Origin of the sequence: Kribbella sp. CA-253562, assembly GCF_050942265.1 — a bacterium.
GTDB lineage: Bacteria > Actinomycetota > Actinomycetes > Propionibacteriales > Kribbellaceae > Kribbella.
In genome coordinates this window covers 7,856,280-7,878,867 of record NZ_CP192049.1, presented here as the reverse complement: position 1 = coordinate 7,878,867, position 22,588 = coordinate 7,856,280, and the positions used below count along the sequence as shown (strand labels likewise).

The 22,588-nt window shown below is 70.5% G+C and carries 23 protein-coding genes; 16 read left to right on the top strand and 7 right to left on the bottom strand.

All coding sequences use genetic code 11. The features are described from left to right. The first annotated feature begins 106 nt into the window (after nt 1-106). The 3 genes from ACQPXM_RS37480 (at nt 107) to ACQPXM_RS37470 (ending at nt 2,593) form a co-directional block, all read left to right on the top strand. A complete protein-coding gene (locus ACQPXM_RS37480; protein WP_077018976.1) occupies nt 107-1,036 on the top strand; it encodes a proline dehydrogenase family protein in 930 nt (309 codons plus the stop codon). Between the two features lie 139 nt (nt 1,037-1,175). After that, nucleotides 1,176-2,123, top strand: coding sequence for an alpha/beta hydrolase (locus ACQPXM_RS37475; RefSeq protein ID WP_432942730.1), 948 nt, complete (start codon nt 1,176-1,178; stop codon nt 2,121-2,123). Nucleotides 2,124-2,206: 83 nt separating this feature from the next. Then, nucleotides 2,207-2,593, top strand: coding sequence for a DUF2255 family protein (locus tag ACQPXM_RS37470; RefSeq protein ID WP_432942729.1), 387 nt, complete (start codon nt 2,207-2,209; stop codon nt 2,591-2,593). 62 nt (nt 2,594-2,655) lie between these two features. Here the strand turns inward: ACQPXM_RS37470 and ACQPXM_RS37465 are convergent, their stop codons facing one another. Then, nucleotides 2,656-3,018, bottom strand: a complete 363-nt coding sequence (locus tag ACQPXM_RS37465; protein ID WP_432942728.1) for a hypothetical protein — start codon at nt 3,016-3,018, stop codon at nt 2,656-2,658. A 44-nt stretch (nt 3,019-3,062) separates the two neighbouring features. Here ACQPXM_RS37465 and proC point away from each other — a divergent pair, with 44 nt between their 5' ends. From proC to ACQPXM_RS37440, 5 genes are all read left to right on the top strand, one after another. Continuing rightward, a complete protein-coding gene (gene proC / locus ACQPXM_RS37460) occupies nt 3,063-3,872 on the top strand; it encodes a pyrroline-5-carboxylate reductase (protein WP_432942727.1) in 810 nt (269 codons plus the stop codon). A gap of 156 nt (nt 3,873-4,028) precedes the next feature. Further along, nucleotides 4,029-4,601 (top strand): hypothetical protein, encoded by a 573-nt coding sequence (locus ACQPXM_RS37455; protein WP_432942726.1) that lies wholly within the window; start codon nt 4,029-4,031, stop codon nt 4,599-4,601. 70 nt (nt 4,602-4,671) lie between these two features. After that, complete coding sequence (locus tag ACQPXM_RS37450) at nt 4,672-5,409, top strand: beta-phosphoglucomutase family hydrolase (protein ID WP_432942725.1); 738 nt, start codon at nt 4,672-4,674, stop codon at nt 5,407-5,409. After that, nucleotides 5,409-7,811: a glycoside hydrolase family 65 protein gene (locus tag ACQPXM_RS37445; protein WP_432942724.1), complete on the top strand. Its 2,403-nt coding sequence runs from the start codon at nt 5,409-5,411 to the stop codon at nt 7,809-7,811. The genes ACQPXM_RS37450 and ACQPXM_RS37445 overlap by 1 nt, the downstream gene beginning before the upstream one ends. Before the next feature lie 21 nt (nt 7,812-7,832). Next, nucleotides 7,833-8,735, top strand: coding sequence for a TIGR03560 family F420-dependent LLM class oxidoreductase (locus ACQPXM_RS37440; RefSeq protein WP_432942723.1), 903 nt, complete (start codon nt 7,833-7,835; stop codon nt 8,733-8,735). Here ACQPXM_RS37440 and ACQPXM_RS37435 read toward each other — a convergent pair. From ACQPXM_RS37435 to ACQPXM_RS37420, 4 genes are all read right to left on the bottom strand, one after another. Next, complete coding sequence (locus tag ACQPXM_RS37435; protein WP_432942722.1) at nt 8,725-9,483, bottom strand: endonuclease/exonuclease/phosphatase family protein; 759 nt, start codon at nt 9,481-9,483, stop codon at nt 8,725-8,727. The two genes, ACQPXM_RS37440 and ACQPXM_RS37435, sit on opposite strands and share 11 nt — an antisense overlap. 49 nt (nt 9,484-9,532) lie before the next feature. Further along, nucleotides 9,533-10,513: a tryptophan--tRNA ligase gene (gene trpS / locus ACQPXM_RS37430; protein WP_432942721.1), complete on the bottom strand. Its 981-nt coding sequence runs from the start codon at nt 10,511-10,513 to the stop codon at nt 9,533-9,535. Between the two features lie 166 nt (nt 10,514-10,679). Then, nucleotides 10,680-12,809, bottom strand: a complete 2,130-nt coding sequence (locus ACQPXM_RS37425) for a DPP IV N-terminal domain-containing protein (protein ID WP_432942720.1) — start codon at nt 12,807-12,809, stop codon at nt 10,680-10,682. Between the two features lie 49 nt (nt 12,810-12,858). Further along, the gene (locus tag ACQPXM_RS37420) at nt 12,859-13,524 is read right to left on the bottom strand and encodes a DUF4097 family beta strand repeat-containing protein (RefSeq protein WP_432942719.1); all 666 of its coding nucleotides are present in this window, start codon (nt 13,522-13,524) and stop codon (nt 12,859-12,861) included. Nucleotides 13,525-13,755: 231 nt separating this feature from the next. On the opposite strand from ACQPXM_RS37420, the gene ACQPXM_RS37415 reads away from it, so the two are divergent. From ACQPXM_RS37415 to ACQPXM_RS37405, 3 genes are all read left to right on the top strand, one after another. Then, complete coding sequence (locus ACQPXM_RS37415) at nt 13,756-14,523, top strand: helix-turn-helix domain-containing protein (protein WP_432942718.1); 768 nt, start codon at nt 13,756-13,758, stop codon at nt 14,521-14,523. Nucleotides 14,524-14,590: 67 nt separating this feature from the next. Then, nucleotides 14,591-15,766: an acetoin utilization protein AcuC gene (locus ACQPXM_RS37410; RefSeq protein ID WP_432942717.1), complete on the top strand. Its 1,176-nt coding sequence runs from the start codon at nt 14,591-14,593 to the stop codon at nt 15,764-15,766. Between the two features lie 144 nt (nt 15,767-15,910). Then, a complete protein-coding gene (locus ACQPXM_RS37405; protein ID WP_012923942.1) occupies nt 15,911-16,126 on the top strand; it encodes a helix-turn-helix domain-containing protein in 216 nt (71 codons plus the stop codon). A 60-nt stretch (nt 16,127-16,186) separates the two neighbouring features. Here ACQPXM_RS37405 and ACQPXM_RS37400 read toward each other — a convergent pair whose 3' ends face one another. Then, on the bottom strand, nt 16,187-17,062 hold the full coding sequence (locus tag ACQPXM_RS37400; protein ID WP_432942716.1) for an alpha/beta fold hydrolase: 876 nt from the start codon (nt 17,060-17,062) through the stop codon (nt 16,187-16,189). Between the two features lie 67 nt (nt 17,063-17,129). Between ACQPXM_RS37400 and ACQPXM_RS37395 the strand changes: the two genes are divergently transcribed. Continuing rightward, nucleotides 17,130-19,064, top strand: coding sequence for an AfsR/SARP family transcriptional regulator (locus tag ACQPXM_RS37395; RefSeq protein WP_432942715.1), 1,935 nt, complete (start codon nt 17,130-17,132; stop codon nt 19,062-19,064). Nucleotides 19,065-19,069: 5 nt separating this feature from the next. Beyond that, a complete protein-coding gene (locus tag ACQPXM_RS37390; RefSeq protein ID WP_432942714.1) occupies nt 19,070-19,597 on the top strand; it encodes a GNAT family N-acetyltransferase in 528 nt (175 codons plus the stop codon). Here ACQPXM_RS37390 and ACQPXM_RS37385 read toward each other — a convergent pair. After that, nucleotides 19,594-20,259 carry a class I SAM-dependent methyltransferase gene (locus ACQPXM_RS37385; RefSeq protein ID WP_432942713.1) on the bottom strand — a complete coding sequence of 222 codons (666 nt, stop codon included), beginning with the start codon at nt 20,257-20,259 and terminating at the stop codon, nt 19,594-19,596. The two genes, ACQPXM_RS37390 and ACQPXM_RS37385, sit on opposite strands and share 4 nt — an antisense overlap. Nucleotides 20,260-20,346: 87 nt before the next feature. On the opposite strand from ACQPXM_RS37385, the gene ACQPXM_RS37380 reads away from it, so the two are divergent. From ACQPXM_RS37380 to ACQPXM_RS37370, 3 genes are all read left to right on the top strand, one after another. Continuing rightward, nucleotides 20,347-20,448, top strand: coding sequence for a 30S ribosomal protein bS22 (locus ACQPXM_RS37380; protein ID WP_008356322.1), 102 nt, complete (start codon nt 20,347-20,349; stop codon nt 20,446-20,448). Nucleotides 20,449-20,527: 79 nt separating this feature from the next. After that, complete coding sequence (locus tag ACQPXM_RS37375; protein WP_432951160.1) at nt 20,528-21,520, top strand: NAD-dependent epimerase/dehydratase family protein; 993 nt, start codon at nt 20,528-20,530, stop codon at nt 21,518-21,520. Next, nucleotides 21,513-22,586, top strand: a complete 1,074-nt coding sequence (locus ACQPXM_RS37370) for a lysophospholipid acyltransferase family protein (protein ID WP_432942712.1) — start codon at nt 21,513-21,515, stop codon at nt 22,584-22,586. The genes ACQPXM_RS37375 and ACQPXM_RS37370 overlap by 8 nt, the downstream gene beginning before the upstream one ends. Nucleotides 22,587-22,588: the final 2 nt, after the last annotated feature.

Here is a 22,588-nt window from a genome sequence, read left to right as displayed (position 1 = left end):
TCACTGGTGTGGTCCTGGCCACAGGATTAGGGACGGTTCGGTCCAGGCGCGTAGCCTGCTGACACCCCTGGCATTTGGGGCTGGGGGCGATGAGGAGGAACACGGAGTGCTTCGGCGAGTCCTGCTGGGCGTGTCCCGCAGTCCCCAGATCAAGAAGGCTGTCTCGTCGATGCCGGTCTCGAGCGGCATCGTCGCCCGGTTCGTCGCCGGTGAGACCGCGCCCGAGGCCGTCCTGGCCACCGAGAAGCTGGTCAGCAACGGCCTGAACGTGACGCTGGACCACCTCGGCGAGGACACCACCGACCTGGCCGCGGCGACCGCCACCGCCGACGCGTACGTGGAGCTGCTCAAGCAGCTGTCCGAGGCCGGCCTGACCCAGCACGCCGAGGTCTCGGTCAAGCTGTCGGCCGTCGGCCAGGCGCTGCCCGGCGACGGCGAGAAGATCGCCCTGGAGAACGCCCGCACGATCTGCCTGGCCGCGCGCAACGCCGGCACCACGGTGACCCTCGACATGGAGGACCACACCACCACCGACTCGACGCTGAGCATCCTGCGCGAGCTGCGGCAGGACTTCCCCGAGACCGGCGCGGTCCTGCAGGCCTACCTGCGCCGCACCGAGGGCGACTGCGTCGACCTGGCGCACGCCGGCTCCCGGGTCCGGCTGTGCAAGGGCGCCTACAAGGAGCCCGAGTCGGTCGCGTTCCAGAACAAGCAGGCCGTCGACAAGGCCTACGTCCGGGCGATGAAGATCCTGATGAACGGCGACGGCTACCCGATGATCGCCTCCCACGACCCGCGCCTGATCGCGATCGCCGGCTCGCTGGCCGACCGCGCCAACCGCTCCCGCGACAGCTACGAGTACCAGATGCTCTACGGCATCCGCCCCGACGAGCAGCTCCGCCTCGCCCGCGAGGGCAACACGGTCCGCGTCTACATCCCGTACGGCGAGGACTGGTACGGCTACCTGGTCCGCCGCCTGGCCGAGCGCCCGGCGAACCTGCAGTTCTTCGCCCGGTCGCTGATCAGCAAGAAGTGAGCTGTCTCCCCGGCCCTGCCGCGGTACGGCGGTGTCGGGGAGCACGCGGCTGACCACCGGTGTCGTCTGAGGGGCCAGAATCCTTCCCCGGCAGGAATCTGCCCTGGTAGGGCCTCGGGCGGCGACGAATCCTGGGGACATGAAGACCTCAGTTTCCTTCACCAGTGACGGCCTCACGCTGGCCGGCCACCTCTACACCCCCGACGACGCCGCGCAGAGCGCTCCGCGGCCCGCGATCGTCGTCGGTCACCCGATGACCGGCGTCAAGGAGCAGACCGCCGGCCTGTACGCCGAACGACTCGCCCGCCGGGGATTCGTGACGCTGGCGTTCGACTCCGCGCACTGGGGCGAGAGCGAGGGCGAGCCGCGGTTCCTCGAGAATCCCGCCCGCCGGGTCGAGGACCTGAAGAACGCCGTCACCTTCCTCAGCGGGCGGCCCGAAGTCGACCCGGACCGCATCGGCGGGCTCGGCATCTGCGCCGCCGGCGGCTACATCGTCCCGGCCGCCGCGACCGACCACCGGATCAAAGCGGTCGCCACGGTCAGCGCCGCCGAGGAGGGCAGCTGGTTCCGCGACGGCCTCGCCCACTCCCAGGCCCCCGAAGTCCTGCAGGACCTGCTCGACCAGTCGGCCGCGGCCCGGACCGCGGAAGCCCGCGGCGAGCCGGTACGCCGGATGCCGATCCACCCCGAGACCCCGCCGGACCGTGGCGAGGTGAAGAAGAGCCTCACCCGGCACATCTACGACGGCTGGGAGTACTACCGCACCGACCGTGCCTACCACCCCAACACGCAGAACTGGTTCGCGCTGCGCAGCCTCGACCTGCTCGCGCTGTTCGACGGCTTCCGGTTCACCCACCTGATCGCCCCCAGGCCGCTGCTGATGATCGCCGGCACCGAGGCGGTCAGCGACTACTTCAGTGTCGACGCGATCGAACGCGCCGCCGAACCGAAGGAACTGTTCTGGATCGAAGGCGCCAGCCACGTCGACCTGTACGACCAGGACGAGTACGTCTGGCCGGCGGTCGAGAAGCTCACCGAGTTCTTCGGCACGCACCTGAGCCGGACGTCCGCGGCGGCTGCGTGATCACCACCCGACGGTCGCGGGCCTGGACCACCCCACGGCGCCGGCCCGCGACCCCTGACCTGTCGGAAAGGCGGCAGCGCGATATGCCCGCACGAACCTGGACGCCCGGCGAACTGGACGTGCTGTCCGCGGCGTACTCCATCGACCTGCACGCAAACACCGACCGCAACGACTCGGACGACTCCGTCGAAATCGGCATGGTCGTCGTGGCCGGAAGCGTTTTCGTCCGGGCGTTCCGTGGTACGGCGTCGCGCTGGTACGAGGCGGCGAAGAACAGCGGCACCGGGTGGATCCGGCAGGGGGAGACCAGGTGGAAAGTGGCGTTCACCGCCGTTCCGGCATCCCTGGATCCGCAGCTCGCCGACCGGATCGACGATGCTTACGTCGCCAAGTACGGCGGCCTCGCGAGCGGGGCGACGGGCGACCGGATGCGTGAGGCGACGCTGCGTAGTGAGCCGTTGACGAGTTGATGTGCCTGGTGTTGGTTGTTGCTGGCGGCCAAGCGCCATGTGCTGTTGCGTCTTCTCGAGCCTCATTGATCCTGGCGGGGAATCTGCACGCCCTCCGCGCCGAACGGTTCCGTCAGTACCCGGTACTGCTCCTCGGTGGCCGTGCGGCGGTTGAGGACCGCACGCGTGGCGATGGAGGTCGTGCTGCTGACCCGTGAGAGCAGCCCCTGGCGGAATGCCTGGAGTTCCTCGGCTCGCGGTCGAAGCATCGACCCCAGTGCGTTGTCGAGCGCGTGCTGCTGCGATCCGGACGCCTTCAACGCACGGCTCGCATCACGTCCGCCGTTGCGCCATCTGGCCAGCGCATCGTCGACCACCCGTGCGAGAGCGTCCGGGGGCAACTGGGTGGCGGACCGGAGGAATTCAGCGGCGACGGGCTCGAGCATGGTCGAACGTTAGCCGAGCATCGTCCAACCATTAGCCTGACCACATGAGTGCGAACGGTCAGGTGGCCATCCTCGGTGCTGGTGTGATGGGTGAGACGTTGTTGTCCGGGCTGCTGCGGGCGGGGCGGCGACCGGGGGAGTTGCTGATCACCGAGCGCCGGGCGGAGCGAGCCGACGAGTTGCGGGAGCGGTACGGCGTCGACGTGGTGACCAACGTCGAAGCAGCCGCGAAGGCCGACACGCTTGTGCTGGTGGTGAAGCCGCAGGACATGCCTGATCTGCTGGCCGAGATCGCCCCGGCGGTGCGGGCGGACCAGACCGTGGTCTCGCTGGCGGCCGGGATCACGACCGGCTTCATCGAGTCGCGATTGCCCGAGGGGGTCGCCGTCGTGCGCGTGATGCCGAACACCCCGGCGCTGGTCGACGAGGGCATGGCCGCGATCTCCCGCGGCGCGCACTGCGACGAGAGTCATCTCGTGCTCGCCGAGGGGCTGCTGGCCGCGACCGGCAAGGTCGTGCGGGTGCCGGAGAAGCAGCAGGACGCGGTGACGGCGATCAGCGGGTCGGGACCGGCGTACATCTTCTTCGTGGTCGAGTCCATGATCGAGGCGGGCGTACACATGGGCCTTCCGCGCGGTACGGCGACCGAGCTGGTCGTGCAGACCGTGGTCGGTTCGGCGAAGCTGCTGCGCGAGACCGGCGAGCACCCGACCGTGCTGCGCGAGCGCGTCACCTCACCGGGCGGTACGACGGCGGCCGCGGTCCGCGAACTGGAGGACCACAAGGTCCGGGCGGCGTTCCTGTCGGCGATCGAGGCGGCCCGCAACCGCTCGCGCGACCTCGCGGCGGAGTGATCCAGCAGCGCGAGCCGGCCGCGGAGTGATCCGCCACCTCGCGGCGGACCGAACCGACGGACCGGCCCAGCGAGTAACACAGCACGCCCGCTCGCCGTTACTGTTGTCGTCGCGGTTTCCTGCCACTCCAAGGATGAGACGACTATGGTCCCGCCCATGAACGACCACTCGGTGGACCCGGCTGCCACGGCTCCGGTCGCGGCCCGGCCGGTCGCGCTGCCCGCGCTGCCGTGGCGGGTTCCCCTGGATCCCGCGCCCTGGTGGGCGTGGGCGCTGTTCGTGCTGCCGTTCGTCGCCGTCCCGCTGCTGAACTCCTGGCTGTGGATGGGCGCCCGCGACTTTCTCGCCGTCGGCCTGTTCACGCTGATCGGCGCGTCGGTGGTCCGGGTCGCGGGCGGCGTCGTGCTCTACAAGGTCGAGATCACGCAGACCGCGCTGAAGGCCCGGACCAGCCTGCTCGTCCGCAGTCTCGCCTGGCAGGACGTGGACCGGATCGAGGTCGCCGACGGTTCGGTCGTGCTCGGCTCCGGCCCCGACGAGAACGAGATCAACGGCATCAGCAAGGACCGCACCGCCGAGGTCGCGGGTGTGATCGAGGCCGCCCGGGAGGCCGCCGACGGCCGCGCCGTCCGGCGTTCCCGGCCGCGCCCGGGCATCGGCGTCCCGCTGGTCCTGCTCTACCTGGTCCTGGCGGTCGGCGCCTTCCTGATCCGCTGGCACATCATCTGAGCCTCCCCGATCCGTTCGACCGGTCCGGCTAGGCTCGACACCACCGGATGAGCGATCGGGAAGGTGCACGATGCTGGGACTGCCCGCGCAGGTGACGGTCTGTCTGTTCGACCTCGACGGGGTGCTGACCGACACCGCCGCCGTGCACGCCGCGGCCTGGAAGGAGATGTTCGACGCCTTCCTGCGCGAGCGCGACGGCGCCTCGTTCACCCCGTTCAGCCAGGACGACTACGAGCAGTACGTCGACGGCAAGCCGCGCGTCGACGGCGTCCGGGACTTCCTCGCCTCGCGCGCGATCACGCTGCCCGAGGGATCGCCGGACGATCCGCCGACCGCCGCCACGGTGAACGGCCTCGGCAACCACAAGAACGACGCGGTCCAGCGCCGGATCCGCACCGACGGCGTACGCGTGTTCGAGGGTTCGCGCCGCTACCTCCAGGCCGCCCAGCAGGCCGGACTGCGCCGCGCCGTGGTCTCCTCGAGCGCGAACACCGCCGAGGTGCTCGACGTCACCGGCCTCGCCCAGTACGTCGAACTGCGCGTCGACGGCCTGTCCATCCGCAGCGAGCACCTGCGCGGCAAACCCGCGCCGGACACGTTCCTCGCCGCGGCCCGCGCGCTCGGTGTCGAACCGTCCCAGGCGGTGGTCTTCGAGGACGCGCTGGCCGGAGTGGAAGCGGGCCGGGCCGGCAACTTCGGGTACGTGGTCGGCGTCGACCGTGTCGGCCAGGCCGATGCCCTGCGCAAGCACGGTGCCGACATCGTCGTACAGGACCTGGCCGAGCTGCTGGACGGAGACCAGAAGTGATGAAAGAGCGTGCCGCAGAGCACCCCGTCGAGCCCTGGCAGCTGCGCGAGACCGGGCTGGACGTCGACCGGCTGGCCCAGTCGGAGTCGCTGTTCGCCTTGTCCAACGGGCACATCGGCCTGCGCGGCAACCTCGACGAGGGCGAGCCGTACGCGATCCCTGGCACCTACCTGAACTCCTTCTACGAACGCCGCCCGCTCCCGTACGCCGAAGCCGGCTACGGCTACCCCGAATCCGGCCAGACCCTGGTCGACGTCACCAACGGCAAGCTGATCCGCCTGCTGGTCGACGACTCGCCGTTCGACGTCCGGTACGGCGACCTGCACAGCCACGAGCGAGTGCTCGACTTCAAGACCGGGACCCTGCGGCGCGACGTCGACTGGACCTCACCGGCCGGCAAGCGGGTCAAGGTCCGGTCGCGCCGGATGGTGTCGCTGACCCAGCGCGCGATCGTCGCGATCGAGTACGTCGTCGAGGCGGTCGATCAGCCGGCCCGGATCGTGGTCCAGTCCGAGCTGGTGGCGAACGAGTCCCAGCCGAAGCTGTCCGACGACCCGCGCGTCGCGGCGGTGCTGGAGAACCCGCTGGAGCCGGTCTCGCACCACGGCGACGCCGAGGACGTCGTACTCGTGCACCGCACGCGCAAGAGCGAGCAACTGATGGCGGCCGGGATGTGTCACGAGGTCGAGACCTCGACGCGGTACAAGGTGGACCTGGACGTCCAGAAGGACTGGGCCCGCTACACGGTGATCTGCGAGCTGCAGCCGGGGGAGACGCTGCGGGTCGTGAAGTACGTCGCGTACGGCTGGTCGAGCCTGCGGTCGGAGACGGCGATCGCCGACCAGGTCGCGGCCGCGCTGGCCGGTGCGCAGTTCTCGGGGTGGGACGGGCTTCTTCAACAGCAGAAGGAGTTCCTGGACGACTTCTGGGACGCCGCCGACGTCGAGGTGGAGGGGCACGCCGAGCTGCAGCAAGCGGTCCGGTTCGCGTTGTTCCACGTACTGCAGGCCGGCGCGCGGGCGGAGCGGCGGGCGATCCCGTCCAAGGGCCTGACCGGCGCGGGCTACGACGGGCACACGTTCTGGGACACCGAGGGCTTCGTGCTGCCGGCGCTGACCTACACGATGCCGGACGCCGCGGCCGACGCGCTGCGCTGGCGGCACTCGATCCTGGAGCAGGCCAAGGAGCGCGCCGGCGTGCTCGGCCTGAAGGGCGCCGCGTTCCCGTGGCGGACGATCCGCGGCCAGGAGTGCTCGGGCTACTGGCCGGCCGGGACCGCGGCATTCCACATCAACGCCGACATCGCCGAGGCGGTCACCCGGTACTACTGCGCGACGCAGGACGACCAGTTCATGACCGACGTCGGGCTCGAGCTGCTGGTCGAGACCGCGCGGCTGTGGTTGTCGCTGGGCCACCACGACCGCGACGGCCGCTGGCACCTGCCCGGCGTGACCGGCCCGGACGAGTACAGCGCCGTTGCCGACGACAACGTTTTCACCAACCTGATGGCGGCCCGGAACCTGCGCGCCGCCGCGAACTACGCGGCCAAGTACCCGGCCACCGCCCGCGACCTGAAGGTGGACGCCGAGGAGGAGGCGGCTTGGCGGGACGCGGCCGCCGCGGTCTACGTCCCGTACGACGAGAAGCTCGGCGTGCACCCGCAGTCCGAGGGCTTCACCGGGTACGCCGACTGGGACTTCGAGGCCTACCGGGGCAAGTACCCACTGATGCTGCACGCGCCGTACTTCGAGCTGTACCGCAAGCAGGTGGTCAAGCAGGCCGACCTGATGCTGGCGACGTACTGGTGCGGCGACGCCTTCACCGCCGAGCAGAAGGCCCGCAACTTCGACTACTACGAGCGGATCACGGTCCGGGACTCGTCGCTGTCGGCGTGCGTGCAGGCGGTCGCGGCGGCCGAGGTCGGGCATCTCGACCTGGCCTACGACTACGCCTACGAGGCCGCGCTGATCGACCTGCTCGACCTGCACCACAACAGCGGGGACGGACTGCACATGGCGTCGCTGGCCGGCGCCTGGATGGCGCTGGTCGCGGGCTTCGGCGGGATGCGGGAGAAGGACGGCTGGCTGAGCTTCGACCCGGCGCTGCCGGACGGTCTGGCCGGGCTGGTCTTCCGGGTGCGCTGGCGCGGCGTCCGGCTGCGGGTGGAGGTCCGGCACGACGAGGTCGTCTACGCCGTGCACGACGGGCCGCACGCGGAGATCACCTTCCTGCATGCCGGGGAGGAGATCCGGGTGACCGACGAAGAGCCGGTGACCCGGCCGCTCAAGAAGCGCACGCCGCTGCTGCCCCGGCCGCCCCAGCCGGCCGGCCGGGAGCCGATGTCCGCCGTCGGCAAGCACCCGCGCGCCTACCGCGAGCAGCACCTCGCCGGCGAGCTGTAGGCCGGGCATAGGGTCGGTGCCATGGACTTTTCCTTGTGGCCCGCCGCGTCGCGGACCTGGACCGAGATTCTCGAGGGCGCCGAGTACGCCGAACGGACCGGATGGCACGGCGTCTGGATCGCCGACCACTTCATGCAGAACGGCGACGACCTGTCGGTGCCGGTGAACGAGGCGCTCGCACTGCTCGCCGGCCTGGCGGCGCGGACCGAGCGGGTCCGGATCGGGTCGATGGTGCTCGGCAACACCTACCGCCACCCGGCCGTGGTGACGAACTGGGCCGCGACGATGGACCAGCTCAGCGGCGGCCGGTTCGTGCTCGGCCTCGGCGCGGGCTGGCAGGTCAACGAACACGAGGTGTACGGCATCGAGTTGCCGCCGGTGAAGCAGCTCCTGGCCCGCTTCGAGGAGGCCTGCCAGGTCGTCCGCGGCCTGCTCGCCGAGGATCGGTTCACCTTCGACGGCACGTACTACCAGCTCACCGGTGCCCCGCTCGAGCCGAAACCCGCGAACCTGCCGATCCTGATCGGCGCGTCCGGTGAGAAGGTCGCCCTGCGAATCGTCGCCCGGTACGCCGACGAGTGGAACCACTGGGGTCTGCCCGAGGTCGCCCGGCACAAGGGCGAGGTGTTCCGGTCCCACTGCGAGACGATCGGCCGTGACCCGTCCGAGGTCCGCCGCTCGACCCAGGCGATGATCGAGATCATCGACGCGGGCGACACCGAAGCCGAGGCCCGCCGGGACAAGCTCGTCGCCGCGGGCCGTCCCACCGTGATGGGCACCGCGGAGTACGTGCTCGACACGCTCGCGTGGTACTCGGAGGCCGGCATCGACGAGCTCCTGATCCCCGATGCCTTTCTCGGCACCGGCAACCAGCGCTTCGAAGCCCTGGAACGCCTGCGCGAAGAGGTCCTCGTCAAGCTCTGAGCCGCAGCGTGGCGACGACCGGCCAGTGGTCGCTCGGGAGACGTCCGCCTGGCCGGTGATGCGACACCGCGGCCTCTACCACCTCCAGCCCCGTGCTGACCAGGATGTGGTCGATGCGCTCGTCGGCCTCGCCGGTGAAGTCGTGGAAGGTGCCGCCCTCCGTGGGCGGCACCGCGTCGGTCCAGCCCGCATCGACGAGCACCTTCAGCGGCGGCGAGCCCGGCTCGGCGTTGAGGTCGCCGATCAGGATCCATGGGCGGTCCGGCTCAGCCGACGCCCACGCGTCGAGCAACCGCGACGACTCCACCCGCGCGACCTCCCCCTGGTGGTCGTAGTGCGTGTTCAGTACGCCGACCCGCTGCCCGCCCGCCGAGCGCAGCCGGACCAGCGTCGCGATCCGGGTCAGGTCCGCGTCCCAGCCGACCGACCCCGGCGTGTCCGGCGCGGCCGACAGCCAGCGCGTCTCGTGCGACTCGATCGACCAGTCGCCCGGCCGCACCATCACCACCGAGTGCTCGCCGCCCGCGACGCCGTCGTCCCGTCCGGCTCCGACGATCGCCCACCCGTCGAACCGCTCCCGCAGATCCTCCAGCTGGTCCGGCAGCACCTCCTGCAGCCCGACCACATCGGCCGCCAGCTCGACGATCGCCGCGACGGCCGCGTCGCGCCGTACCGGCCAGGAGTCGTCCCCGTCCGGCGCCGAGGAGTTCCGGAGGTTGAACGTCGCCACCCGCAGCTGCGCACTCACTCCTCGATCCTGCCAAACCTGGGACGGCTCCCGGCCGCCACCCCTCACTTCAAGCCAGCGCCGTGGCCCGGCTGGGATTCAGCCCCATCGCAGTAGTTGCTGCAAGCAACAACGGCGCGCTCGCCTCGATCGCCCGGTCCCGGCCGGCCGCCAGCACTGCGTCGACCGCCGCGGGATCCGACGCCAGTACGGCGTACTCGCGCTGCAGCGGCTCGATCACGCTGAGCACCGCGTCGGCCACGTCCGTCTTCAGCTCGCCGTAGCTTTGGTAGCCCTTGGCAAGCTGTTCCGGATCGCCGTCGACGCAGGCGGCGAGGATCTCCAGCAGGTTCGTCACCCCCGGCTTGTTCTCCGGGTCGTGCCGCACCACGTTCTCGGAGTCGGTTTTCGCCTTCATCACCTGCCGGCGGATCACGTCCGGCGGATCGAGCAGCCGGATCGTGCCGATCGCGTCGTCGACGTCGGACTTGCTCATCTTCGCCGTCGGCGTCTGCAGGTCCTTGATCCGGGTCGCGTACGCCGCCTTCGCCAGCTCCGGTACGACGAACGTCTCGCCGTACTCGCGGTTGAACCGGATCGCGACGTCCCGGGCCAGCTCGACGTGCTGGTCCTGGTCGTCGCCGACCGGCACCCGGTCCGTGCCGTACAGCAGGATGTCCGCCGCCATCAGACAGGGATAGGTGAACAAGGACGCCCGGGTCATCGGTTTGTCCTTGCCCTTCTCCTTGTACTGGATCATCCGCGACAGCTCCCCGACGTACGACGTGCATTCGAGCAGGTAGCCGAGCTGGACGTGCGCCGGGACCTCCGACTGGACGAACACCGTGCCGGGCGGTGATCCGGCCGCCAGCATCAGCGTCGCCGTCTCGCGGGTCAACTCCGCGAGCCGGCGCGGCACGTGCCGCACGGTCATCGCGTGCAGGTTCGCGACGAAGTAGAACCCGCCTGGGTCCGTGAACCGCCGCAGCGCGCCCAGGTGGTTGCCCAGCGTCAGCCGGCCGGTCGGCATGATTCCCGATACCGAAGTCATCTGTGTTCGTCCTCTTCCGTGGGGTGGAGACGCCACCCCGTCCGAGGGCAAACAAAAGAGGCCGCCTCGGCGAGGCGGCCTCTGGATGCGTGTGAACGCAGGGGGTCCGCCGTCAGGCGGCCCACCACTGCTGCAAGGTCAGCTTGTTCACACCCATCAGCATAGATCAGGAGAACATCTCGGCCAACAGTTCCGGGCCGATGACGATTGGCTCGGGACGGTAGCCGGGCGGCTGCTCGCCCTTCAACTCGCGGACCAGGAAGTCCCAGCAGCGTCCGCGGACGTAGGCGAGGCAGTCGATGAAGGTGTGCTCGGCCCCGGGCACGAGCAGCAGCTCGAAGTCCTTGTTGGCGGCGATCAACCGGTCGGCCAGTCGCAGCGTGTGGTCCGGGTGGACCTGGTCGTCGAGTTCGCCGTGGCCGAGCAGCAGCTTGCCCACCAGCCGGTCCGCGAGGTCGAGGTTGGAGGTCCGGGCCCACGCCTCGGGGTTGCCGGCGCCGTCGTAGGCCTCCACGAACCCGGGGTTGAAGTGGCGGGCGTCGTGCGAGCCGGACAGCGCGACTCCGGCCTTGTAGACCTCGGGGAAGTCGAGCATCGCCCGGGCCGCGGCGAACCCGCCGCCGGAGTGGCCGAAGACGCCCACTCGGTCCAGGTCCATCCACGGCCGGGTCTCGGCCAGCTGCCGCAGCGCCGCGACGTGGTCCGCCAGGTTGCCCGCGTCGGCCAGCCGCCCGTACGAGGCGTCGTGGAACGACTTGCTGCGCCCCGGTGTGCCCCGCCCGTCCAGCGCGACCACGGCGAACCCCAGTGCGGCGAGCGGTTCGGCGTCCAGGCCCATGCCACCCGGGTCGAAGCCCGGTGCGACCCGAGCGACTTGCGGACCGGGATAGAGGTTGTCCACCACCGCGTACCGCTCGGCGGCGTCGAACCCGCGCGGCCGGTACAGCACGCCGCAGAGGTCGGTCACGCCGTCGGCCGCCTTGACGCGGAAACGCTCCGGCGCCGTCCAGCCGGTGGCGACGAGCTTGCTGATGTCGGCACGCTCCAGCTCGACCAGCACCCGCCCGTCCCAGTCACGCACGCTGGTCACCGGCGGGGTGTCGACGGTGGAGGCGGAGTCGATGAAGTACTGCTGGTTGGGCGAGATCGTGACGACGTGGTCCAGCTCGTCGTCGGTGAGCTTCGTGAAGCCGGTGCCGTCCAGGTTGACCCGGCAGACCGTACGCCGGTACGGATCCTCGTCGACCAGACCCGACGCCGTGAAGTACACGACCCGCGCGGCTTCGTCGACGCGCAGGATCTGCCGCACTGCCCACTGACCGGACGTGACCTGTCCAAGCAGCTCGCCGGTGTGCAGGTCGTACCGGTACAGGTGACCCCAGTCGTCCCGCTGGGAGTACCACAGCACCTCGTCGGCCAGCACCTGCACGATGGGCGGCTCGAAGGCGAACTGGTTGGGCTCGACCCGGGTGTCGCCGGTCTCGCTGAGCACCGTGGTGACCTCGCCCGTGGTCGGGTCGAGCCGGTGCAGGGTGAGGGTGTGGAGGTCGCGCGGCCGGTCGAGGTAGTAGACGGCCGAGCCGTCCGCGGCCCACCACGCCCACTTGAGCGCGATCGGCGACAGGTTCGGCATCGGCAACGGCTCGGCCTGCGCCCGTACGACGGTGCCCTCGGCAACGTTCAGGACGACCAGCTCCGCGCGCGGCAGGTTCTCGTCCCCGGCGTAGGCGTACCGCTGGGTGTGGAGCACGGGAGCGCTGCCGTCGGCGGGCCGGGCCTCGACGAGGTGGGTCTGCCGCACGGCGCGCTCGTCGGTGCGGTGGGCCAGCACCTTCGTCGAGTCGGGCGACCAGGCCACCGTCGGCGGGAGGTAGGGCAGGCCGATCTTGCGCAGCAAGGTGCTGTTGCCCGTGGCGGCCGGCCCGGCGCCGTACTGGTGGTCGGCCTGGCCGTCGGTGGTCAGGGCCCACTCGGTGTCGGACGAGACCGCCCACAGGTCGTGCCCCCGTTGGGAGACCGCGAACTTGCCGTCGGGTGACGGTATGTCGAGCGGATTGGCCGACGGGCTGCCCGGCGCGGTGGACGACGGCGGCTCGGTGACGGCCTCGCGGGTCCCCGCGGCCGGGTCGACCAGGACCATCCGGTGCGCGGTGCCGTCGTTCACGGCGTACCAGAAGCGGCCGCCCTCGTCGATCCACTGCGGCCGGACTCGGTCACCGACAACCAGCTCGCCGGGGCGGGCGGGACGGCGGAGGAGCTGCTCGGCGGCTTGGTAGTCCTGCTTGGAGGTGGTCATACCTGTGTCCTTTACCGGTGGCGGGTTGCGGTCGAGACGGCCTTGCGGTTCAGAGGCTGCGAGCGGTGATGTCGCCCTGGGTCGTGGTCGCACGGATGGTCAGCTCCGGGGTGCCGTTGGTGTTCTTCAGCGTGTTGTCGATCCGGCCGACAGTGGTGCCGGCGTCGAGCGCCGCGGAGACTCCGGCGGCGGCGTCGACGGTGATGCTGCCGGCCTGGGTGGTCAGGGTGAGCGCTCCGCGGTGGGCTTCGGCGATCGTGATGTCGCCCTGGGCGGTGGTGATCTCGGCCGGACCGTTGAGGCGGCCGATCGCGATGTCGCCGGCCTGCGTGGTGACCTGTACGCCGGTGGCTTCGTCGATCTTGGCCGGGCCGTGGGCGCCGTCGAGCGTGATGTCGCCGAAGCGTCCGACGGCGCGGAAGTCGGCGCTGGCGGCCTTCACCTGAACGGCGGAGCCGGCCGGCAGCTGGACGGTGATCTCGAGCGAGCCGGTGCTGCCGAGGATCTGGTTCTTGGCCTTGGCCTCGATCCGCAGTACGCCGTCGGTGTAGGTGACCGTGGTCTGCTCGGCCATCTTCACGTCGCGGCTCTTGCCGGCGTCGGCAGGCCGGACCTCGACGGTGGCGTCGGCGCGGTCGGCGGCGATGAGCTGCACGCGGCCGGCCGGGATGTCGACGACGGTGGTGATCGGCGCGGTGGTGGCGAAGGTCTGCATGGTGTGCTCCTGAGCTGTGCTGGTGGTGTTTCCGACATCGCAAAAGCTACGTTGCGTTCGCGAATCCGGCAACAGCAATGTTGCACTGCTTCTACATTTCCGCAGGTCAGAGGGCGATAATCGTTGCAACGGTTCAGAATCTAACGCAACAATGCGAGAGCGAATCGTTGCATTGGAGGTGCGGTGAACGCTATGATCGGCAAATCAGCCGTGCGCGGAGGGAGATTGGCGATGCCGGGAGGCAGACTGACCCAGCAGGACCGCGCGCAGATCGCGCTCGGTCTGGCCGATGGGCTCGCGTACGCCGAGATCGCCCGGCGGCTGGACCGTCCCACCTCGACCATCACCCGCGAGGTGATGCGCAACGGGGGGCCGACCGGCTATCGCGCCGACCTGGCTCACCGCGCCACCGAGCGCCGCGCCCACCAGCGCCGGCAGCCCGCTGCCCGGAGCGTCCAGGCGCCGCCGGTCGCGCACGGGCGGGATCCCGAGGCCGTCCGGGAGTACGAGGAGGCCTTCACCGACCTGATGATGGGGCAGGGACTGCCCAAGATGATGGCGCGCGTGCTGACCAGCCTGCTCACCACCGACGCCGGCAGCCTGACCGCCGCCGAGTTGGTCCAGCGCCTTCAGGTCAGCCCCGCGTCCATCTCCAAAGCCTGTGCGTTCCTGGAGAGTCAGGGGTTGATCCGCCGCGAACGCGACGACCGCCGCCGCGAACGGTACGTCGTCGACAACGACGTCTGGTACCAGTCGATGACCGCGGCGGCCAGGGCGCACGCGGTGATGGCCGAGACCGCGCGCCGTGGCGTCGACGTACTGGGCCGGCAGAGCCCCGCGGCGGCCCGCCTGGAGAACATCGCCCGCTTCATGGACTTCGTCGGCGAGAGCATCACCCGCTCGGCGACGCAGGCTCGCGCCCTGCTCGCGGAAACGCCCGCGGGTGGTCGGGAGGCGCCCGCAGACGCCCCGGGAGCACCGGTAGCCGATCGTCGCTAGCCTTCGCCGGTATCCAGTATTCGAAGGACCACGGGCGTGTCCGGCATCGCGCCGCTAAGGTCGGGGCATGAGTGGTGAGGCGTTGCTGGTGTTCGACGAGGGCCTGACGGCGTACGACTTCGGGCACGGGCACCCGATGAGTCCGGTGCGGGTGGAGCTGACCGTGAAGCTGGCGCGGGCGCTGGGGGTGCTCGACCAGTTGAAGGTGGTCCCGGCGCCCACGGCCGACGACGCGCTGCTGGGGACCGTGCACACGGCGGAGTACATCGCCGCGGTGAAGCGGGCCGGCCAGGATCCCGACAGACCGGATCTCGAACACGGGCTCGGCACCGACGACACCTACTGCTTCCGCGGGATGCACGAGGCGTCCGCTCATGTGGCAGGCGCGTCGGTCGAGGCGGCCCGGGCGGTCTGGGAAGGCGAGGCGTTGCACGCCGCGAACATCGCCGGCGGCCTGCACCACGCGATGCGCGCCCAGGCGAGCGGCTTCTGCGTCTACAACGACCCCGCGATCGCGATCCAGTGGCTGCTCGACCACGGCGCCGAGCGCGTCGCGTACGTCGATGTCGACGTGCACCACGGCGACGGCGTCCAGTCGGTCTTCTACGACGACCCGCGCGTTCTCACCGTGAGCCTGCACGAGTCCCCGACCACCCTCTTCCCCGGCACCGGTACGGCGGGGGAGACCGGCGGCCCGGGCGCCGAGGGGATGTCGGTCAACATCCCGCTTCCGCCGGGCACGGGTGACGCCGGCTGGCTGCGGGCGTTCCACGCGATCGTTCCCGACGTGGTGAGGGCGTTCCGGCCCGACGTACTGGTGACCCAGCACGGCTGTGATTCGCACGTCGAGGACCCGCTCGCCCACCTGACCAAGACCGTCGACGGCCAGCGGGCGGCGTACGCGGCGCTGCACGACCTGGCGCACGAGGTGTGCGGCGGCAAGTGGGTCGCCACCGGAGGCGGCGGCTACGCGATCATCGAGGTCGTCCCGCGCGCCTGGACCCATTTGCTGGCGATCGTCGCGGGGCACCCGATCGACCCGGCGACCGCCGTACCGGAGTCGTGGCGCGAGGAGATCAAGATCCGGTTCGCCCGGTACGCGCCGTCCCGGATGACCGACGGCAACGACGGCTCGTACGCCGACTGGTCCACCGGCTACAACCCCGACACCTGGCTGGACCGCTCGATCAAGGCGACCCGGGACGCGTCGTTCCCGCTGCTCGGCCTCGATCCGACGTACTGAGGCGTCCGGTCAGCGGGCCGGGGCGAGTCCCACCAGACACCCTCTTTCCCATTCGTACCATCAGCCACTACCCTCGGTTCATGCACGGGCGGAGGTGCCGGAGGGGAAGCCGGCGCACGATCCGTGCTGGAAGTGCGGTGCGTTATGGCATCAAAGAAGTCCGGCGGTGAGCAGCCGCTCGCCGAGGTGAAGTTCCTGACCGTGGCTGAAGTCGCCACGGCCATGCGCGTGTCCAAGATGACGGTGTACCGGTTGGTGCACTCCGGCGAGCTGCCCGCGGTGCGGGTGGGTCGGTCGTTCCGGGTGTCGGAGGACGCGGTGCACGACTACCTCAAGGGCGCCTTCTTCCAGGCCGGATAACCACGAGAAGCACAGCGGCCGGAATCCCCCCGGGGACCGGCCGCTGCGCCGTGCCCGGACTCAGCGCGTCAGCAGGTCGCGCAGGACCTTGGCGATCTCGGCCGGGGACTCCTCGGCCATGAAGTGGCCGCTGGTCGTGGTGGTGTGCTCGAGGTCCGGCGCCCAGGCGCGCCAGCGGGCGGCGGCGTCGAAGCCGAGCGCGCTGCCCCAGTCCTGCTGGACGACCGAGACCGGCATCGCCAGCTTCCGGCCGGCCGCCAGATCCTGCTCGTCGTGCCGTACGTCGATGCCCGCGCTGGCCCGGTAGTCGGCGACGATCGACGGTACGGCGTTCCGGCAGGCCTCCAGGTACGCCGTCCGGATGTCCGCCGGGATCGCCGCCGGATCCTTCACCCACAGGTCGAGGAAGTAGCCGAAAAACGCGTCCGAGCTCGCGGCGATCATCGTCTCCGCGAGACCAGGTGGCTGCGCCATCAGGTACAGGTGGAACCCGACGGCGGCGCTCGTGCCCTGCATCACCGACCACATGTCCAGCGTCGGCAGCACGTCCAGACTGGCCAGGTGGGTGACCGCGTCGGGGTGGTCGAGTCCGGCCCGGAACGCGACCAGCGCACCCCGGTCGTGCCCCGCGAGCGCGAACCGTTCGTGGCCGAGCTCGCGCGCCAGCGTGACGATGTCGGCGGCCATCGTGCGCTTGGAGTAGGTGTTCTCGTCGAGCTCGGCCGGCTTGTCGCTCGCGCCGTACCCGCGCAGGTCGGGGCAGATCACCGTGTGGTCGGCGGCCAGGTCGGCCGCGACGTGCCGCCACATCAGGTGCGTCTGCGGGAAGCCGTGCAGCAGCACGATCGGGCTCCCGCTGCCGCCGATCGCCGCGGTCAGCGCGACCCCGTCGTCGACGGTGACGCGGTGGTAGTCGAATCCTGCGATGGTGCTCATCGGTGGTGCCTTCCTGGAAGCTGGTTTCCGGTACGCAGGAAGCCTGCCGGGCCCGGATGAGCATTCGATGAGCGCTAGCGTGGAGCCCGTGAGCGGCGAGCCGGTGTTCGGGGTACTAGGGCCGGTTGTTGCCTGGGACAACGAGGGTGAACCGCTTCCGTTGAAGGGGCCGCGGCATCGCGCGGTCCTGGCGCGGCTGATCGTGGCGCGGGGGCGGGTGGTTCCGGTCGGCGTACTGGTCGACGATCTGTGGACAGCTCCGCCGGCCGGAGCGGTGAGTGCGGTGCGGACCTTCGTCGCCGCGCTGCGCCGGGCGCTGGAGCCGGAACGGGAAGCCCGGGCCAAACCTCGGGTGCTGATCACGGACGGTCCGGGTTATGCGCTGCGGCTGGCGCCGGATGCGGTGGACGCCTGGCGGTTCGAGCGCGCGGTCGCGACGTCGTCCGGGGTCGAGGAAGCGTTGGGGTGGTGGCGCGGGCCGGCGTACGCGGACTTCCCGGATGAGCCGTGGGCGCGGGCGGAGCGGTCGCGGCTGACCGAGCTTCGTTTGCAGGCGGTGGAGTTGCTGGCCGCCGATCGTGTGGACTCGGGACGGGCCGCGGCGGCGGTGCCTGATCTGGACGCGCATGTCAGCGAGCATCCGTGGCGCGAGGAGGGCTGGCGGCTGCTCGCGCTCGCGCTGTATCGATCCGGCCGGCAGGGGGACGCTCTGGCGGTGCTGCGGCGTGCGCGATCTCTGCTGGTGGGTCAGTTGGGTGTCGATCCCGGGCCGGACCTTCGGCAGTTGGAGACGGACATCTTGCGCCAAGCGGACCGCCTGTCGGCGCCGGACACGGGCGACGCCCGGCTGGTCGCGCCAGCCGCCCCACCGGGCTCGCCGGAGGCGACGGTGTGGGACCGCGCCGTGGCGGCGTACGAGCAGGGGGTGGGGCCCAAGGCCCGGCTGGAGTCGACGGTCGGGTTGCTGCGGAGTCTGGCGATCACTGGAGGCAGCGGCCTGGTCGCCTCTCGCGAACACCGACTGACGGCGATCAGTGCCGCGGAGGAGCTCGGTGACCCCGAGCTGACCGCGCGGGTGATCGGCGCCTACGACGTTCCCGCCATCTGGACCCGCTCCGACGACGAGCAACAGGCCGCCGCGGTCGTCGCCGCGGCTGAGCGCACCCTCGCCGCGACCGGCGGGCTCGCGGCGCCGGTGCAAGCTCGCTTGCTGGCGACGATCGCCATGGAGTCGCGGGGGAGCGGGTCGTCTCGCGCCCGCGCCGCGGCTCTTCGAGCTGTCGAGATCGCCCGCGGGCTCGACGACCCCGGCGTGCTCGCCTTTGCCCTCAACGGCCTGTTCCTGCAGACCTTCCACCGCACCGGCCTCGCGCCGGAACGCGACGCGATCGGCGCCGAGCTGATCGATTTGGCCGGCCGCCACGGCCTCGTCACGTACGAAGTCCTCGGTCACCTCATCCGCATCCAAGCCCTCAGCGCCCTCGGCGACTTCGAGTCCGCCGACGCCCACGCGGCCGCCGCGGATCGCCTCGCGGCCAAGCACGAGACCCCGCTGGTCGCCGTCTTCACCCGCTGGTACGGCGTACTGCGCGATCCCGGCGAGGCCGCGTACCGCGAGGTCGCGAAGCTGCTCGACGGTGCCGGAATGCCTGGTGTGCAAAGGGGTTTGCTGCCGCTCGCGGTGCTGACCGTGCGACTTCGCGAGGGCCGGCCGCTGGATCCCGATGCGGACTACGGGCCGTACGAGCCCTGGGTGCGACTGCTCTTCGACGGCGAAGGGCTCGACGCCGTACCGGATCCGCCGCAGGACCTCCTGCAGGAGCTGCTCTGGGTCCTCGTCGCCGAAGCATCCCTTGCCTTCAGCAACAAATCGGCGATGGACCGGGCCGCTCGCGCACTCGAGCCGGCCCGCGCCGAACTGGCTGCCGGTAGTGGCTTGGTCACGCTCGGTTCAGTGGCCGACGTTCTCGATCGCCTGCGAACCCGCCGTACTGGACACTGAGTCGTATGACGATCAGGTACGGCGGTCCCGGGGTGCGGATCGCGGGGGACGGGCTGGTGCTGCGGGAGTGGGAGCGCGGTGACCTGGCCGCGATGTCCGAGCTGTTCGACGACCCGGAGGTCGCGTACTGGACGCCGCTGCGCGCACCGTTCGACCTGGCCGCGGCCGAGGCGTACTACGACGCCGCGCACACCGACAACGGGCGGCTGCACCTCGCCATCACCACCGATGGCGAACAGCCGCTCGGCGAGGTGATGGTGAACCAGAAGACGAGCTCCCTCGGGTACGCGGTAGGGCCGGCGCATCGCGGGCAGGGGCTCGCCGTGCGCGCACTGGCTCTGCTGACCGCCTACGCGCACGACGAGCTCGAGCTGCCGCGGGTGATGCTGGAGATCGAGCCGGACAACCAGGCCAGCATCTCGGTCGCCAAGCGCACCGGCTACACGCTCACCGACCTGCCGCCGACCAAGCTGATGGACAAGGGCCGCGACCTGGTGTTGCTCACCTGGGAGCACCTGGCCCCGACACGCTAGGCAGCGAGCCGGGCCCGGACTGCCAACGCCGCCGGCACCGGGCCGCTGTCCGGTTCGACGACCTGGTCGAGCACGAGCCCCGCCGTGAGGAACGCGTTGAGGAACTCGGCCAACGGGATGTGCCGCATCCCGACCGTCGCGCGAATTCCGTCGCCGCCCCACCATGCCGACGGTTCGTGCCAGCCCGACTGCCGGTACGTCGGGTGCGCGAGCCGGCCGCCGTCGTCCTGGTACTCCACGTGCGGCCCGTTGAAGCACGGGTGGGCGCCGTAGAAGTAGCAGAACCCGCCGGGCCGCAGGACTCGCGCGATCTCCCGCAGGGTCCCGCCGAAGTCGTCGAGATCGGTCGAGATCCACAGCGCCAGCACGTCGTCGAAACTGCCCGCCGCGAACGGCAGCCGCGCGGAGTCGCTCTCCACCAGCGGCACGTCGCCCTTCTCCCGCGCGAACCGCAACTGGTCCGACGAACGGTCCAGGCCGACCACCCGGCGACCGGTCTCCGCGATCAGGCCGAAGTAGTTGCCGGTCCCGCACCCGAGGTCCAGGCACCGCCGCCCTTCGCCCGGCCCGAGCAGCCCGAGCAGGTCCTCCCGATTGTCCTCGGCCCAGTTCACACTGCGCGCGGCGTACCAGCTGGCGACTCCGTTGTAACGTGCTCTCATTCCTGGTTCCTACCCCTCACTTAGGTGCACAAGCACACTTGCGGGTAGGCTTTGCCGACGCTCTCTTTATGTTTGGAAGGTCCAACTGTGGGTTCGGTTATCAAGAAGCGCCGTAAGCGGATGGCGAAGAAGAAGCACCGCAAGCTGCTGAAGAAGACGCGGGTGCAGCGCCGCAAGCTCGGCAAGTAAGCAGTTCGAGCCGCTCTGGTCACCAGAGCGGCTGTGTGGGTTGCTGTCTGGCTGGGGGTCACTCGTGGCACAGGTGGTGATGGTGACCGGCGTCTCCCGGGACGCCGGTGCTCGGTGTGCGCGGCGACTGGCCGCGGACCCGTCCATCGAGACCGTGATCGGGATCGACGTGGTCCCGCCCCGGGCCGAGCTCGGCCGCGTCCGGTTCGTCCGGGCGGACATTCGCAACCCCGTGATCGCCAAGGTCATTGCCGGTGAGGACGTCGACACTGTCGTCCACACGGGCGTGGTCGCGACCCCTGGCAGCGCCGGTGGCCGGTCGTCGATGAAGGAGATCAACGTCATCGGCACCATGCAGCTGCTCGCCGCGTGCCAGAAGGCGCCCGGGCTGCGCAAGCTGGTGGTCAAGTCGTCGACCACGGTGTACGGCGCGGGTCCCCGCGACCCCGCGATGTTCACCGAGGAGATGGCGCCGAGGGCGATCCACCAGACCGGGTTGAGCAAGGACGCCGTCGAGGTCGAGGGCTACGTGCGCGGGTTCGCCCGGCGCCGCCCCGACGTGACCGTCAGCACGCTGCGGATGGCCAACTGGATCGGTCCGCAGACCGACTCCCCGATCACCCGGTACTTCGCACTCCCGGTGGTCCCCACTGTGCTCGGGTACGACGCCCGCCTGCAGTTCCTGCACGAGAGCGACGGCGTCGAGGCGATCCATCACGCCACCGTCGAGGACCTGCCGGGCACGTTCAACCTGGCCGGCGACGGCGTACTGGTGCTGTCCCAGGCGATCCGCCGGCTCGGCCGTCCGGTCGTCCGGCTCCCTTCCTTCACCGCGTCGAGCACGGCCGCCGTCGTGCGCCGGGCGCGGCTGGCCGACTTCTCGCCGGACCAGATCACCTTCCTGACCTACGGCCGCGCGGTGGACACGACCCGGATGCGCACCGAGTTCGGCTTCGCGCCCCGGTACACGACCGCCGAAGCCTTCGACGACTTCCGCGCCGCACTCGGCCCCGGCGCGGTGACCACCGCTTCGAGGCTGCTGACGGCCGGACTGGGGGCACTGCGTGGCTGACGCCGACGTCATCCCGATCGGCTCCGGCGGACGGCCCGGCCGCGGCAGCGCCCGCCGTACGACGCCGTCGGCCGCGGCGCGCTCGCTGGCCGGCAAGAACTACAAGAAGCCCGAGCCGGACCCGCAGCCCGAACCGGACGACGTGATCGACGGTCCCGCCGCCGAGCAGCCGGCTGTCGACGAGCTCCCCGACTTCGCCGGCTTCGAGCAGTTGGTCCGGGACATGTTCGGCGAGGCGGGGGAGCGCAAGGTCGCGGAGTGGCTGGCGTTCCTGCGCCGGCGACTCACCGGGCAGTACGAGGTCGACGAGTTCGGCTACGACCCCGAGCTGACCGACCAGGTGCTGCTGTCGGGGCTGCGGCCGCTGGCGGAGAAGTGGTTCCGGGTCGAGGTGCGCGGCATCGAGAACATCCCGGACACCGGCAGCGCGCTGATCGTCGCGAACCACTCGGGCACCATGCCGCTGGACGGTCTGATCACCCAGTTGGTTGTTGCCGACCACACCAATCGCCCGCTGCGCACGCTCGCGGCTGACCTGGTCTTCCGTACGCCGTTCGTCGGTGAGCTGGCCCGCAAGGGTGGCGCGACGCTGGCGAGCAACGACGACGCCGAGCGGCTGTTGCGTGAGGGCAATCTGGTCGGCGTCTGGCCGGAGGGCTTCAAGGGACTCGGCAAGCCGTTCAGCGAGCGGTACAAGCTGCAGCGCTTCGGCCGCGGCGGTTTCGTCAGCGCGGCCATGCGGACCGGCGTACCGATCGTGCCGTGCTCGATCGTCGGCGCCGAGGAGATCTATCCGCTGGTCGGCAACATCGCCTCCCTGGCTCGTCTGCTCGGTGTCCCGTACATCCCGGTCACGCCGTTCTTCCCACTGCTCGGCCCGCTCGGGCTGATCCCGCTGCCGTCGAAGTGGCTGATCGAATTCGGCGAGCCGATCCGCACCGACGAGTTCCCCGAGGGCGCTGCCGACGACCCGATGCTGGTCTTCAACGTCACCGACCAGGTCCGCGAAACCATCCAGCAGACCTTGTACGCGCTGCTCATGCAACGCCGCAGCGTCTTCTTCTGACC

Bases quoted from the DNA above. Each gene is read 5' to 3' on its own strand.
- proC (WP_432942727.1), top strand. From the start codon at position 3,063: ATGAGTGCGAACGGTCAGGTGGCCATCCTCGGTGCTGGTGTGATGGGT.
- ACQPXM_RS37455 (WP_432942726.1), top strand. From the start codon at position 4,029: ATGAACGACCACTCGGTGGACCCGGCTGCCACGGCTCCGGTCGCGGCC.
- ACQPXM_RS37410 (WP_432942717.1), top strand. From the start codon at position 14,591: ATGAGTGGTGAGGCGTTGCTGGTGTTCGACGAGGGCCTGACGGCGTAC.
- ACQPXM_RS37395 (WP_432942715.1), top strand. From the start codon at position 17,130: ATGAGCGCTAGCGTGGAGCCCGTGAGCGGCGAGCCGGTGTTCGGGGTA.
- ACQPXM_RS37475 (WP_432942730.1), top strand. From the start codon at position 1,176: ATGAAGACCTCAGTTTCCTTCACCAGTGACGGCCTCACGCTGGCCGGC.
- ACQPXM_RS37420 (WP_432942719.1), bottom strand. From the start codon at position 13,524: ATGCAGACCTTCGCCACCACCGCGCCGATCACCACCGTCGTCGACATC.
- ACQPXM_RS37385 (WP_432942713.1), bottom strand. From the start codon at position 20,259: ATGAGAGCACGTTACAACGGAGTCGCCAGCTGGTACGCCGCGCGCAGT.
- ACQPXM_RS37375 (WP_432951160.1), top strand. From the start codon at position 20,528: ATGGTGACCGGCGTCTCCCGGGACGCCGGTGCTCGGTGTGCGCGGCGA.
- ACQPXM_RS37415 (WP_432942718.1), top strand. From the start codon at position 13,756: ATGCCGGGAGGCAGACTGACCCAGCAGGACCGCGCGCAGATCGCGCTC.
- ACQPXM_RS37450 (WP_432942725.1), top strand. From the start codon at position 4,672: ATGCTGGGACTGCCCGCGCAGGTGACGGTCTGTCTGTTCGACCTCGAC.
- ACQPXM_RS37400 (WP_432942716.1), bottom strand. From the start codon at position 17,062: ATGAGCACCATCGCAGGATTCGACTACCACCGCGTCACCGTCGACGAC.
- ACQPXM_RS37405 (WP_012923942.1), top strand. From the start codon at position 15,911: ATGGCATCAAAGAAGTCCGGCGGTGAGCAGCCGCTCGCCGAGGTGAAG.
- trpS (WP_432942721.1), bottom strand. From the start codon at position 10,513: ATGACTTCGGTATCGGGAATCATGCCGACCGGCCGGCTGACGCTGGGC.
- ACQPXM_RS37425 (WP_432942720.1), bottom strand. From the start codon at position 12,809: ATGACCACCTCCAAGCAGGACTACCAAGCCGCCGAGCAGCTCCTCCGC.
- ACQPXM_RS37440 (WP_432942723.1), top strand. From the start codon at position 7,833: ATGGACTTTTCCTTGTGGCCCGCCGCGTCGCGGACCTGGACCGAGATT.
- ACQPXM_RS37470 (WP_432942729.1), top strand. From the start codon at position 2,207: ATGCCCGCACGAACCTGGACGCCCGGCGAACTGGACGTGCTGTCCGCG.
- ACQPXM_RS37445 (WP_432942724.1), top strand. From the start codon at position 5,409: ATGAAAGAGCGTGCCGCAGAGCACCCCGTCGAGCCCTGGCAGCTGCGC.
- ACQPXM_RS37465 (WP_432942728.1), bottom strand. From the start codon at position 3,018: ATGCTCGAGCCCGTCGCCGCTGAATTCCTCCGGTCCGCCACCCAGTTG.
- ACQPXM_RS37390 (WP_432942714.1), top strand. From the start codon at position 19,070: ATGACGATCAGGTACGGCGGTCCCGGGGTGCGGATCGCGGGGGACGGG.